10 protein-coding genes are annotated in these 11,608 nt (G+C 59.3%); 5 read left to right on the top strand and 5 right to left on the bottom strand.

Features of this window, described 5'->3' with window-relative positions; genetic code table 11:
• Window positions 1-112: 112 nt before the first annotated feature.
• From ABEB25_RS18830 to ABEB25_RS18820, 3 genes are all read right to left on the bottom strand, one after another.
• On the bottom strand, window positions 113-1,456 hold the full coding sequence (locus tag ABEB25_RS18830; RefSeq protein WP_345737982.1) for a Gfo/Idh/MocA family protein: 1,344 nt from the start codon (window positions 1,454-1,456) through the stop codon (window positions 113-115).
• Window positions 1,457-1,605: 149 nt separating this feature from the next.
• Window positions 1,606-2,370 (bottom strand): BamJ family beta-barrel-assembly machinery protein, encoded by a 765-nt coding sequence (gene bamJ / locus ABEB25_RS18825; protein ID WP_345737981.1) that lies wholly within the window; start codon window positions 2,368-2,370, stop codon window positions 1,606-1,608.
• Between the two features lie 71 nt (window positions 2,371-2,441).
• A complete protein-coding gene (locus ABEB25_RS18820; RefSeq protein ID WP_345737980.1) occupies window positions 2,442-3,356 on the bottom strand; it encodes a hypothetical protein in 915 nt (304 codons plus the stop codon).
• A gap of 220 nt (window positions 3,357-3,576) precedes the next feature.
• Between ABEB25_RS18820 and ABEB25_RS18815 the strand changes: the two genes are divergently transcribed.
• The 3 genes from ABEB25_RS18815 to ABEB25_RS18805 are packed head-to-tail and all read left to right on the top strand — an operon-like array spanning window position 3,577 to window position 5,638.
• Window positions 3,577-3,993 (top strand): hypothetical protein, encoded by a 417-nt coding sequence (locus ABEB25_RS18815; protein ID WP_345737979.1) that lies wholly within the window; start codon window positions 3,577-3,579, stop codon window positions 3,991-3,993.
• Window positions 3,987-4,772, top strand: a complete 786-nt coding sequence (locus ABEB25_RS18810) for a metal ABC transporter ATP-binding protein (protein WP_345737978.1) — start codon at window positions 3,987-3,989, stop codon at window positions 4,770-4,772. Before ABEB25_RS18815 ends, ABEB25_RS18810 begins: the two co-directional genes overlap by 7 nt.
• 8 nt (window positions 4,773-4,780) lie before the next feature.
• Window positions 4,781-5,638 carry a metal ABC transporter permease gene (locus ABEB25_RS18805; protein WP_345737977.1) on the top strand — a complete coding sequence of 286 codons (858 nt, stop codon included), beginning with the start codon at window positions 4,781-4,783 and terminating at the stop codon, window positions 5,636-5,638.
• Window positions 5,639-5,648: 10 nt separating this feature from the next.
• On the opposite strand, the gene ABEB25_RS18800 is transcribed toward ABEB25_RS18805, so the two are convergent.
• Window positions 5,649-6,470, bottom strand: a complete 822-nt coding sequence (locus ABEB25_RS18800; protein WP_345737976.1) for a TIGR00282 family metallophosphoesterase — start codon at window positions 6,468-6,470, stop codon at window positions 5,649-5,651.
• A 50-nt stretch (window positions 6,471-6,520) separates the two neighbouring features.
• Between ABEB25_RS18800 and ABEB25_RS18795 the strand changes: the two genes are divergently transcribed.
• Together ABEB25_RS18795 and ABEB25_RS18790 are read left to right on the top strand one after the other, a co-directional pair.
• Window positions 6,521-7,846: an N-acetylmuramoyl-L-alanine amidase gene (locus ABEB25_RS18795; protein ID WP_345737975.1), complete on the top strand. Its 1,326-nt coding sequence runs from the start codon at window positions 6,521-6,523 to the stop codon at window positions 7,844-7,846.
• A complete protein-coding gene (locus ABEB25_RS18790; RefSeq protein ID WP_345737974.1) occupies window positions 7,843-9,300 on the top strand; it encodes a shikimate kinase in 1,458 nt (485 codons plus the stop codon). Before ABEB25_RS18795 ends, ABEB25_RS18790 begins: the two co-directional genes overlap by 4 nt.
• A gap of 3 nt (window positions 9,301-9,303) precedes the next feature.
• On the opposite strand, the gene ABEB25_RS18785 is transcribed toward ABEB25_RS18790, so the two are convergent.
• Complete coding sequence (locus tag ABEB25_RS18785) at window positions 9,304-11,601, bottom strand: exo-beta-N-acetylmuramidase NamZ domain-containing protein (protein ID WP_345737973.1); 2,298 nt, start codon at window positions 11,599-11,601, stop codon at window positions 9,304-9,306.
• Window positions 11,602-11,608 lie beyond the last annotated feature (7 nt).

Here is an 11,608-nt window from a genome sequence, read left to right as displayed (position 1 = left end):
CACGAGAATATTGAAAGCCTAACCAAAAGAGTGATCAAGGCACTCATCCCCAAATAAAAAAGCGGCCTCTTACGAGGCCGCCACTGGGTTCCACAACGAACTTCAGTAAATCTTAGACCACCCACTCAGGGCGGTAGTCGCGTGTGAGCCACTTGGCATCGCCGCCTTCGGCGAAGGTGCGCTCGGTCGGGTTCCACTTGAAGCCCGTGCCCGAGTAGTAGGCCATGTTCATGAGGTGGCAGGAAATGACGGTGGTGGCGCCGATGGCGACATCGCAGATCGGGCGCTCGCGCGTTTGGATGCTGTTCAGCCAGTCGTCGTGGTGGTTCTTGCTGTTGTAGAGCTTCACCTTGGCGTTCTTGAGGAATTCGCGCTCGGTGAGGATGACTTCGCGGTCCAGGGAGGTGCCTTTGTCCACTTCCTTGTCGAAGAACTTGTGAATGGTCTTGCCGCCGAGGACGAGCTCGAACTTGCCACGGTTCACGTGGATCTCGCCTTCGGTGCCGTAAATGGAGACGCCTTTGCCTTCACCATGGGTCAGGACGACGCCATTCGCATAGACGAGCTGGGCACCGCGCTTCTTGTCCGCCCCAGGGGAGCGGATTTCCACCGGGCCGCTTTCATCCACACCGAGGGCCCACTGAGCGATGTCAATGTGGTGAGCACCCCAGTCGGTGATCATGCCGCCGCCGAATTCGCGCGTGTTGCGCCAGGCAGGGAAATGGTTGTGAACACCGCGAGGGCTGAGGGCACTGTTGTAAGGCTTCAGCGGGCCTGGACCGCACCAGCGATCCCAGTCGAGGCCGGGTTCAGCGGCTTCTTCTTTGAGATTGTAAACGGGAGCCGGGTCACCAAAGGAGGTGGTGATGGTCTTGATCTCACCGATGACGCCATTGCGCACCAGTTCAGCGGCCACGCGGAATTCCTTGCTGGAACGCTGCTGGGAGCCGGTCTGGAAGATGCGGCCACTGTCGCGCACGGCCTTGGTCAGAGTCAGGGCTTCGTGGACGTTGTGGGTGAGGGGTTTTTCCCCATAGACATCCTTGCCAGCACGCACGGCGGCGATGCCGATGTAGGCGTGCCAATGGTCCGGCGTGGCGACGACGACGGCGTCAATGTCCTTGCGGGCCAGCAGCTCGCGGAAGTCATCGTAGGCGCTGCAGCCTTTGTATTCAGCCCCGGCTTTTTTGCCGTAGCTTTCTTCGACCTTCTTCTTGGCGTTTTCGCGGCGGTTGGTGTCCACGTCACAGACAGCGGTGACCTGCACATTTTCACGGCCGAGGAAGTTGCCCAGGTGGCCGCTGTTCATCTTGCCCATGCCGATGAAGCCGATGTTGATGCGGGAGTTTGGGGCGGTCTCTGCCGACCAGACGCGGGAAGGCAGGATAAATGGGGCAGCGACGGCACCTACAGCGGTTTGCAGGAAGGAACGACGGGACGGTTGGCTTTGGCTCATAAATGGAAACGAAACTGGCCTGAGAATACGGGGTTCAGGCACGATTTGTGCAGTTTCTGTCATAAAAAGACCGAGAGGCCCAGCTTATTAAGCACAAAAAACGGCTGCCAGGGTCTCTGGCAGCCGTTGGGGAAGGGGAGCGGATAAAATTACTTCTCGATCTTCAGGAGCTCGACTTCGAAGACCAGGGTCTCGCCTGGGCCGATGTCTGCACCTGCGCCGTTGTCGCCGTAAGCGAGGTCAGACGGGATGTAGAACTTGAACTTGGAGCCGACGCTCATGAGCTGCAGACCTTCAGTCCAGCCCTTGATGACTTCCTGCACGCCGAAGGTGATTGGCTCACCACGGTCCACGCTGCTGTCGAAGACTTTGCCGCTGAGGAGGGTGCCGTGGTAGTGCACGTTCACTTTGTCCGTAGGCACTGGCTTCGCGCCGTCGCCCTGCTTCAGCACTTCATACTGCAGGCCGCTGGCGGTGGTCTTCACGCCTTCTTTCTTGCCGTTTTCAGCCAGGAACTTGGCACCTGCGGCTTTGATTTCGCCAGCTTTGGCCGCCTGCTTGGCCTGCATTTCTGCCTGCTTGCCCTGCATCACTTTTTCGAATTCCTTCATGGCAGCCTCGAGTTCTTCGGGCTTGTACTTGGAAGGTTTGCCTTCGAATTGGTCGCGCACGGCACCCAGGAAGCTGTCGAGATCAATCTCAACGCCCTGCTGCTTGAAGTTGTTGGCGATGTTACCGCCGATCTGAGATCCGATGAAATAACTCACTTTGTCCATCGAGGCCGATGCCGCAGGGGCGGCAGTTTCGCCAGCAGGTTTTGCAGCTTTTTCGGCAGGTTTGGTGGATTCCGTTTGGGCGGACAGGGAAGAAGCGACGGCGAGCGTGGCGCAGACGAGGCGAAGAGTGGCTTTCATGAGTAGAGAACGCGAGACTCGGAGAGATGGGTGAAATGGTCAACCAAAGAAAATGACCTCCGAGGATGCGATCAGGATACGGATTTCGCCTCTTTCCGCCGCTTCATTTTTTTCGAGATCCAGACAATCAGGCCATAGACCAAGCCGATCCAGACACCCACGCCGACGCCCCTGGCGATCTTTTCCATGCCGCTTTCCAGCACGGGGCCTTCGACTTTGGGGTTGATAGCCAGAATGGCATCCCGCCAAGCTTTGACGCTGGCTTCGGCTTTCTTTTGGTCGGCCTCGCCCTTGTAGCCGACGGTAGCATAGAGGCTTAGCAAGCGGCCGTTGACGGGTGTCATTAGGCAGGCGACCACGCTCCGGGATTCATCGCGTCCGCCTTCGGCTGCAATCCCTGTTTTCATCGCCATGGTGAATCCGATGGAAATGTCTGTCTCTTCGAAATATCCCAGTACGGTGGTGTCGCTGATGCTCAGCGCCATGTCCACGCCAAAGTCTTTTTCAAACTTTTGGTTTCCCTGAGAAGCCAGTTTTTTCATTTCTGCGTCCAGCTTGGATCGCATGCCGTCGATGCCTTTTTTGACTTCGGCACGCATACTGGTGAATGTCCTTTCTCCGATCTCCATGGACTCGATGGACTTCACGGTCTGGACGTTAAAGTTGCTAGAGAAGTCAGAAGGCGTGCCTTTGCGGAGGAGTTCCACATCTTCGGGGGTTCCGTAAGTAGCCAGCAGTCGGTTGGTCTCTGGAAGCATGGTGGACAGGGCTTTGTCCCAAATGGTATTGATGCCATCGGCCCGCATGTAACCTTGGGGGACCGGAATCTTCACCAGTCGTCCACCAACGGTGATGTCTGCAATATCAGAGGAGGGTGGGGTGATGGCACTGGCCACCTCGGCACCGGGCACCTGGGCGCTGACACCGGAGCTGAGGCTGAGGAAAAACAAGACAACAGGTGACAGCCGGGATAGAGGCAGATGCATGTTGTTGATTAAACAAACAACTTATGACCGTCAATCAACAACTGGGAACAAGGCCAGGTGGGGGAAATGCTCATTTCTTGGCTTATGTGACGGCCCTCTACCCAGAGTTGACGGGAGGCCCTGAAGGACCGACTTATTGCAAATAATGCGCGGTTTCCCTCCAGTTCAGCTTTTCATTCTTGGGCTTGTTTTCGCCCTGCTGGCCTTCCCTTTAGCGCACATGACCACGGGGTATGATCTCGCTCCGCAAGCGGCTACGGCAAAGGCTGCGCCAGCCGATGGCTCGGCCCAGGTCGTCAAAGGCGGTTCCGACCACCCGGAAGGAGAGCACAAGCATGTGGAAGTGCAGACTCTGGTGCGTCTGCGGTTTGCCCATCGTCCGCTGAAGGTCAGCCTGAAGGAAGGGAACGTGGACCTGGCGGCAAAGGTGGACCTGGCGGTCTCTCCTGTGGAATTCAATACAGAGCTGGAAGTGTCCCACGAAGGCAACGAGCTGATGCTTAGCGTCACCTGGCCCGAAGGTACCCCGGATACCGCGCTGACGGTGGAACTGGAGCCTGACGGCTTCGACACCCGCCGCGAAACTCGCTGGTCCTCTGCCACCACCCTGGACGAAGTTTTGACATTCACATGGTAAAGCATACCTCACACGATCACCCTCCGTGCAAGGAGCACGTCTGCTGGGGCGGCGGTGGCTGCACGCACTCGCACCACCATCGGCTGGAGGTGCAAAACCTGCGCGTGAGTTACCAGGAAGTGCTGGCTCTGGACGGCATCAGCTTCAGCACTGAATGCGGGCGCAGCATCGCCTTGATCGGCCCGAACGGCGCAGGCAAAAGCACCTTGCTGAAGGCTCTGGCGGGTCTGTTACGCACGGACAGCGGCAGCATCCTCTGGCGTGGCAAACCGCTGACACGCAGCAGCTACGAGATCGCCTACCTGCCGCAGCGTGGGGATGTGGACTGGAACTTTCCCATCACCGTTCGCGGGCTGGTGGAGATGGGGCGTTACCCGAACCTGGGCTGGTGGCGGCAATACTCCATGCACGATGCGGAGATCGTCCAGCGGGCACTCACCACCATGAAACTACTGGATCTTCAGGACCGCCAGATCAGCGCCCTTTCCGGTGGTCAGCAGCAGCGCACGTTCATCGCCCGTGCTCTGGCGCAGGAGGCGCATGTGCTGCTTTTGGATGAGCCCTTCACGGGGCTGGATCGCCCCGCGCAGGAGAATCTAGCGCGCCTGTTCCGCGAGCTGACGGCCGAGGGCCGCCTGCTCATCGCCAGCCATCATGATTTACAGACGGTGGAAGGAAACTTCGACGATGTGCTGCTGATCAAACGCACCCAAGTCGCCTTTGGTGAAGTGGCCTCTGCTTTCACCCCCGAGCGCATTGCTGAAGCCTACGACCGCTGATTTTTCTCATGCCTGCTGATCTTCCCTCTCTTGCTGATTTCCTGGCGGAACCCATCGCCAAGCGGGCCTTGCTGGCTTGTTTGATGATCGGTTTCGCCAACGGTTTTGTCAGCGCCTTTGTCGTGCTGCGAAAGTCTGCGCTGAAGGTGGGTACGCTATCCCATGCGCTTCTGCCGGGCATTGCCCTGTCCGTGCTCATGGTCGGTCTGTCCCAATGGAGCGCCCTGGCCGGGGCGCTTTTTGCCGCACTTTTGGTTGGGCTGGGGTCTATCTTCCTCTCACGCACTTCACGGCTGGATCAGGATACCTCCATGGGCATCCTCTACACCACAGCCTTTGCTGGCGGGTATCTTATTTTGACCCAACTCAATGTTAGGCAAAAGCTGGACGAATGGCTCTTCGGCAGTATCGTCGGCATGGCGGACAGTGATATGTGGATTGCCTTTGGCATAAGTGCCATCGCAGTGCTGACGCTCACCGCTCTACAGCGCCCGTTACTGATCTATCTTTTCGAGCCGAACATCGCCGCCAGTCTGGGTGTGCCGGTGCGTTTTCTGAATTACGCCACCTTTGGCATCACCATCCTGGTGCTCATCTCATCGCTACAGGCGGTGGGCTGCATCCTCAGCGTGGGGCTGATGGTGGCCCCAGCGGCCACCGTTTATCTACTGACCAACAACGCCCGCGCCTTGTTCTGGGGCGGCGGATTGATTGGCGCTTTCGGCTCTGCGGCGGCATTCTTCCTCAGCTACCCGCTGGGCTGGTCGGTGAGCGCCAGTATCATCGTGGTGCTGGGCGGGCTCTTCCTGCTGGCGTACATTTTCAGCCCCCGCTACGGCCTGTTCAGCAAACGCGGACGGGTTTGAATGGCGGTGCTTATTCGTGCCAGACGCGTGCGATGCGCTCGATGGAGACGGCCTTGCCGGTGGTAGGGTCTAGCGTGATCAGGGCTCCATTCACCCGGACAGGACCGCGTCCCACGCCGAACTTGGTGGGGAGCTGGGTGTGGAATTTTTCCAGCACAGGCTCGATCTGGCTACCGATGATGGAATCCACCGGGCCGCACATGCCGGCGTCGCTTTGGAAGGCGGTCCCCTTGGGAAGCACGCGCTCATCCGCTGTCGGCACGTGGGTATGGGTGCCTACCACGGCGCTAACGAGACCGTCTAGATGCCAGCCCATGGCCACTTTTTCACTGGTGGCTTCGGCATGGAAATCCACAAAGATCACGGGTGTTTCTTTGCGCATCTCCTCCACGGCCTTGGTCACCGTGGGGAAGGGGTTTTCCAGCGCATCGCGCATGAAGGTGCGGCCCTGGAGATTGATGACTCCCACCTTGCAGCGCTTGGTCTGGAGGATCAGCGAGCCATTGCCTGGAGCCCCGGCAGGGTAGTTGATGGGCCGCAGCAGGCGCGGTTCATCGTAAAGAAAGGGGACGATCTCTTTCTGGTCCCAAATATGGTCACCGGTGGTGATGACATCCGCCTTGGCTCGCATGAGACTGATGGCGATCTTCGGGGTGATGCCCCGGCCAGCGGCGGAGTTTTCTCCGTTCACAATGGCAAAGTCCACCTTCAGCTCCTCCCGAAGCAGTGGCAGCAGGGTGATCACCGCCTTGCGGCCAGGTTCGCCGACGATGTCTCCCAAAAAGAGAATGCGGAAGAGTTCGGGCGGGGATTCTGCGGTGTCATCGGACATGCCCGCACTTAGTAGATGATGCCGGGCTGCATCAAGTCTAGGATGCAATCATGTTGTTCCTTTTCAAAAACGGCCGTTTTGTGCTGGGCTGCCTTTGGGGCTGTGCCATCGCGCTGCCTGCACAGGAGACCGTGCCGCTTGCGGCAGCGCCGGATCTGGATCGCTTGGCCAAAGTCAGTCCGTTGGGGAAGGTGCCGGACTGGTCGGCCCTCTCAGCCTTTGCGGGCACGCTGACCAAGGAAGAGTTTGAGAAGGCGTGGCGTGAAATTTACTCGCCGGAGACCGGGCTGCCCCCGCCTTTCCAGGTCGTGGCGGATGGCCTGCGGATCCCGACAGGGGATGCCCTCGAACCCGAACTGAAGCTGGCCTTCAAGGGGGCCGCCTCGGCGACGTCTCCAAAACCTGCCCTATCCTGGCGACGTGCGGCGGATCTGCCGCCACTTCAGGGTCGCCCACCATTGAGCGATTTGCACGTCGCCTTGGATCCCGGCCACATCGGTGGCCAGTGGGCGCAGATGGAGGAGCGTTTTTTGAGCTTCAGCCCCGGAGAAAGCATCCGGGAAGGGGACATGTCCCTGCTGACGGCGCAGGTTTTGAGCGAGCGGCTCAAGGCCCTGGGAGCTGTCGTTACTCTGGTGCGCGACAAACAAGAACCGGTGACCGAGCTGCGCCCAGGCGATTTTGATCGGCTTGCCCGCGAAACGCTCAAGCAATATGGGGTCCTCACTCCCGCCGCCAGTTATGAGGGACTGAAGGGCGATGCTAAAATCATCACCGTCCAGTGGCAGACGGAAAAGCTGTTTTATCGTGTCAGCGAGATCCACGCCCGGGCGGACAAGGTCAATCGCCACATCAAGCCTGACATTGTGCTCTGCCTGCATTTCAATGCGGAGTCCTGGGGCTCGGCGGATGCCCCGCAGTTCTCCCCACAAAATCATCTGCATGTGCTGGTGAATGGGTGCTACGCACCGGTGGAACTGGAGCAACAGGACGTGCGCTATGAGATGTTCTCGCGGCTTTTCAGCCGGGTGCATGAGGAGGAAATTCCCCTCGCCACCGCTGTCGCAGAAGGGATGGCCCGCGCCACGCGCCTGCCTGCCTACATCTACACCACGCCAAATGCTCGCAAGGCCGGTGCGAACCCGTATGTTTATGCACGGAACCTGCTGGCCAACCGTCTGTATCACTGCCCTGTCGTTTACCTGGAGCCTTTTGTCATGAATCATGAAGAAACCTACCGCCGCTTGCTGGTTGGCCATTTTGTCGGCCGGACCTTGATCGGGGGCAGATTGCAGCCCAGCGCCATCGAGGACTATGTGCGCGGAGTCGTGCAGGGCCTCGTTTCCTATTATCAATCTCAGCGCCGCCCCTCATGAGAGTACTCATCGTCGGTTGCGGCTTCGTCGGCGCACGCACGGCGGATATCCTCCATGCTGCCGGGCATGAGGTGGTGGGGGTGACGCATTCCTCCACCTCGGCGGAGCGGCTGATCCACAAACCCTGGCGGGTCATGGCCTGCGATGTCAGTGATGCCGCCTCAGTGGCCTCACTGCGGGCGCAGTGTGAAGGAATGGCGGAGGGAGCGACCCCTGCCTGGGTGCCTGATGCTTTCATTCATTGCGCCAGCTCCAGCAAAGGCGGGCCTGAAATGTACCAGGCCGTTTATGTGGATGGCATGGGGCATCTGCTGGCCACTTTCCCAGGTGCCTTTCCGCTCTACACGGGCAGCACCAGTGTCTATCCACAGACGGACGGTAGCGAGGTGGATGAAACCAGCCCCGCAGATCCAGGCAAGGAAACTGGCCGCCTGCTGCTAGCGGCAGAAAGACTGGCTTTGGAGAACGGCGGAGCCGTGGCCCGGCTGGCAGGCATCTATGGTCCTGGTCGTTCGTTTGTGCTGAAAAACCTCCTCGAAGGCAAAAGCGGCATCGAGGTGAATAAAGGGGCGCCCGATGGGCGGCTGCTCAATCAGATCCACGCGGATGATGCGGCTGCGGCGCTGGTACACATCGTCACTCAAAAGCTACTCGGCATCTACAATGTCGTGGATGATGCACGCCTAACCCAGCGCGAATGCCTGGAAAAACTGGCCCCTCTTTTTAATCTCCAGGTGCCTGCGGAAAAAGCACCCGATCCGGGGCGTAAACGCGGCTGGACGCACAAGCATGTCTCCAACGCCCGGCTGCGCGCCACAGGCTGGGCCCCGCAGTATTCGGATTATTTTGCGGCCCTGCGAGATGATCCCGAGCTCGCCCCTTCCATTTTGCAATTGGTGGCTGAGGGCAGCGAGGGGTATTTGCCTCGGGCTGAAAACATCCTGCTGATAGGGCTCATGGGCAGTGGCAAATCCACCGTGGGCCGTATGGTGGCGCAGATGCTCGGCTTCCAGTTTGTGGATACGGACCACCTCATCATTGATCAGGCGGGCTGCAGCATTCCGGAGATCTTTGCCAAGGAAGGGGAGCCCGGTTTCCGCCAACGCGAATCGGCAGTGTTGCGCAGTTTGTTAGGTCGTCGCCACTGCGTCATTGCGACCGGTGGGGGCATCATCACCCAGCCGCGTAATTTGCCCTTGTTGAAACATCTCGGTTTCATCACCTGGCTGGAGGCGGACGTGAGGCTGCTGGCCCGCCGCACTGCGGGTAACAATGACCGGCCTCTTCTGCGCGGCGAAGAACCTCCTTTGGTGAAGCTGGAGCGACTTTTGGGTGAGAGGAAACCCATTTACAAGCAGCTCGCGGACCTGCGTATCCAGACGGATGAACTCAGTCAGCAAGAAAGTGCCTATGGCGTGGCCGAAAGCGCCCGCATTTTCTTCGCCCAGCGCTGACCGCTAGTAGAGAAGGAAAGCTGCCCGCCTTGCCTCAAAGGCGGCCGTTTCTGAGGCCCAGAGGCGGCTGATCTCGATCCCGCTTTTGCCGTCTTTGGCGGCCTTGAGCAAGGTGGCGTGATTGAGCAGGGTGTTCACTTTCTCCAGGTTGAATTGCTTGGGATAAAGGCGCTGGAAGACAGCCACGATGGCCATCCCCGCCTGCACGGAACGGAGGGCATCGCGGTCGGTAATCTGGAGGCGCACACCGCCGCAGTTTTGGTCCTTGAAAATGCTGGCCGTGGGGGTGAACCGCACGGGCATAAAACGCAGCCCTGGCAGGCCTAGTTTGTTGAGCTCATAAGCGAGCTGCCGATCATCTGCATAAGGTGCACCCAGGATCTCAAAGGGACTGTCGGTGCCGCGGCCGACGCTGATGGAAAATTCCAGGAGGCCGATGCCGGGATAGAGAAGGGCCGCCTCCAGGCTGCGCATGTTGGGGGAAGGGTTCACCCAGGGGAGTCCGGTCTGGTCGAACAGCAGTTCGCGCCGCCAGCCTTCGACACGGATCACCTGCAAATCGGCCTGGATTTTGCGTTCTCCATTTAGCATGAGGGCCAGTTCCCCCAGCGTCATGCCGTGCCGCAGAGGAATAGCGTGAGTGGCGGTGAAGGTCTCCTTGTCCACGATGGATGGGCCTTCCATGGCGATACCACCGATAGGATTTATCCGGTCAAGAATGAAAAACTTTTTGTTAGCCTTTGCTGCGGCTTCGAGACACAGCCGCAGGGTGGAAATATAGGTGTAGAAACGGCAGCCGATGTCCTGGATGTCAAAGACGAGGGCGTCCAGCTCCGCCATCTGCTCTGGTGTCGGCGCACGTCTTTCGCCATACAAGCTGTGAATGGGGCGACCCGTTTTGCGGTCCACCGAGTCGTTGATCTTTTCCTGATCCAGCGCCCCTCGGATGCCATGCTCCGGACTGAATAGAGCTCGCAGCTTCACCTTGGGGGCCTGGGCCAGTAGATCAATCGTCGGGGTGCGCTCGGCATTGATGCCAGTCTGGTTGGTGATGAGCCCAACCCGTAGCCCCTGGAGGGGGGCGAAGCCGTCACGCTGCAAAACATCAATGCCATTGAGAACCGTGGGCACCTCTTTTTCACCGCGCTTGGGCATGGAGCCAGCCACCTTTTTGAAGTCGAATTCAGGCACGCAGCGGGCGGCCGCACTGCCGATCTCTTCGTAGAGATCGCGCACTCCGCTCCCGGCCTGGGGATGCAGGCGTGAACTCAGAAAGATGACAAAGGTCTTCGAATACGGGTCCAGCCACAGGCTGGTGCCGGTGAATCCGGTGTGGCCAAAGGAACCGATGGGAAACATGTCTCCTCGTGGTCTGCTAAAGGCGGATTCTAGATCCCAACCAAGGCCCCGCCGTTCATAGATGGTGGCCGCCGTTTGCACCCGCTGCATCTGTTGCAGGGTCTCCGTTTTTAAGACTCGGGTGCCTTCGAGTTCGCCGCCATTCAGAATCATCCGGGCAAAACGGGCGAGGTCGCCTGCATTGGAAAACAGGCCCGCATGGCCTGCGATGCCCCCCATGCGGCGGGCGGTGGGGTCGTGAACGACACTGCGCAGCATCACCCCGTTTTCATCTTTTTCCGTCGGGGCTGTCTTGGACTGCCAATCCGCAGGTGGCAGGTAGCGGGTGGAGATCATTTTCAGCGGCGAAAAAAGCTGCCTCTGAGTGAAGGCATCCAGGGACTCGCCACTGACACGCCGAACCACTTCGCCTAACAAAATGAAGTTGATGTCGCTGTAGCGGAAAAAGCTGTCGGGCGGGGCGTCTGGCACAGTGCCGACTGCACGCCGGATGCCTTCGTCATAGCCTGTCCACTCGGGTTCACGTGGAATGCCGGGCTTGAGGCCGGAGGTGTGGGTGAGCAGATGCCTCAGGCAGATGAGTTCGCGCCCCTCGCCCTGAAATTCCGAGAGGTAAGTCTGCACTGGTTTTTCGAGGTCCAGCTTCCCCTCTTCCACCAGTATCATCACTGCCGGTGCGGTGGCCACCACCTTGGTCAGGGAGGCGAGGTCGAAAATCGTCTCCTCGGTCAGTTCTTCCGGGCCTGGTTCCAGGGCGCGCTGGCCGCGCACGATGCGGTGCGTTTTCTCTGTCTGTTCCAGCCATAAAACAGCTCCGACGGGACTTTTTTTCGCCACGGCCTTTTCAATGGCTGCATCCAGCGTGCGGAGTGCCTCTGGCTTGAACTCCTGGGCTGGTGACAGGGCCGTCAGCAGGACAAAGAAGAGCAGGAGAGGACGCATGCCCGCA

The sequence above is a fragment of the Prosthecobacter algae genome, from assembly GCF_039542385.1.
Taxonomy (GTDB): Bacteria; Verrucomicrobiota; Verrucomicrobiia; order Verrucomicrobiales; family Verrucomicrobiaceae; genus Prosthecobacter; species Prosthecobacter algae.
This window is presented reverse-complemented; position numbering and strand designations above follow the sequence as displayed.

What these genes read in the sequence shown, in the direction of transcription:
- ABEB25_RS18820 (WP_345737980.1), bottom strand. Translation starts at nt 3,356, where the DNA reads ATGCATCTGCCTCTATCCCGGCTGTCACCTGTTGTCTTGTTTTTCCTC.
- ABEB25_RS18800 (WP_345737976.1), bottom strand. Translation starts at nt 6,470, where the DNA reads ATGTCCGATGACACCGCAGAATCCCCGCCCGAACTCTTCCGCATTCTC.
- ABEB25_RS18795 (WP_345737975.1), top strand. Translation starts at nt 6,521, where the DNA reads ATGTTGTTCCTTTTCAAAAACGGCCGTTTTGTGCTGGGCTGCCTTTGG.
- ABEB25_RS18805 (WP_345737977.1), top strand. Translation starts at nt 4,781, where the DNA reads ATGCCTGCTGATCTTCCCTCTCTTGCTGATTTCCTGGCGGAACCCATC.
- ABEB25_RS18790 (WP_345737974.1), top strand. Translation starts at nt 7,843, where the DNA reads ATGAGAGTACTCATCGTCGGTTGCGGCTTCGTCGGCGCACGCACGGCG.
- ABEB25_RS18810 (WP_345737978.1), top strand. Translation starts at nt 3,987, where the DNA reads ATGGTAAAGCATACCTCACACGATCACCCTCCGTGCAAGGAGCACGTC.
- ABEB25_RS18815 (WP_345737979.1), top strand. Translation starts at nt 3,577, where the DNA reads ATGACCACGGGGTATGATCTCGCTCCGCAAGCGGCTACGGCAAAGGCT.
- bamJ (WP_345737981.1), bottom strand. Translation starts at nt 2,370, where the DNA reads ATGAAAGCCACTCTTCGCCTCGTCTGCGCCACGCTCGCCGTCGCTTCT.
- ABEB25_RS18785 (WP_345737973.1), bottom strand. Translation starts at nt 11,601, where the DNA reads ATGCGTCCTCTCCTGCTCTTCTTTGTCCTGCTGACGGCCCTGTCACCA.
- ABEB25_RS18830 (WP_345737982.1), bottom strand. Translation starts at nt 1,456, where the DNA reads ATGAGCCAAAGCCAACCGTCCCGTCGTTCCTTCCTGCAAACCGCTGTA.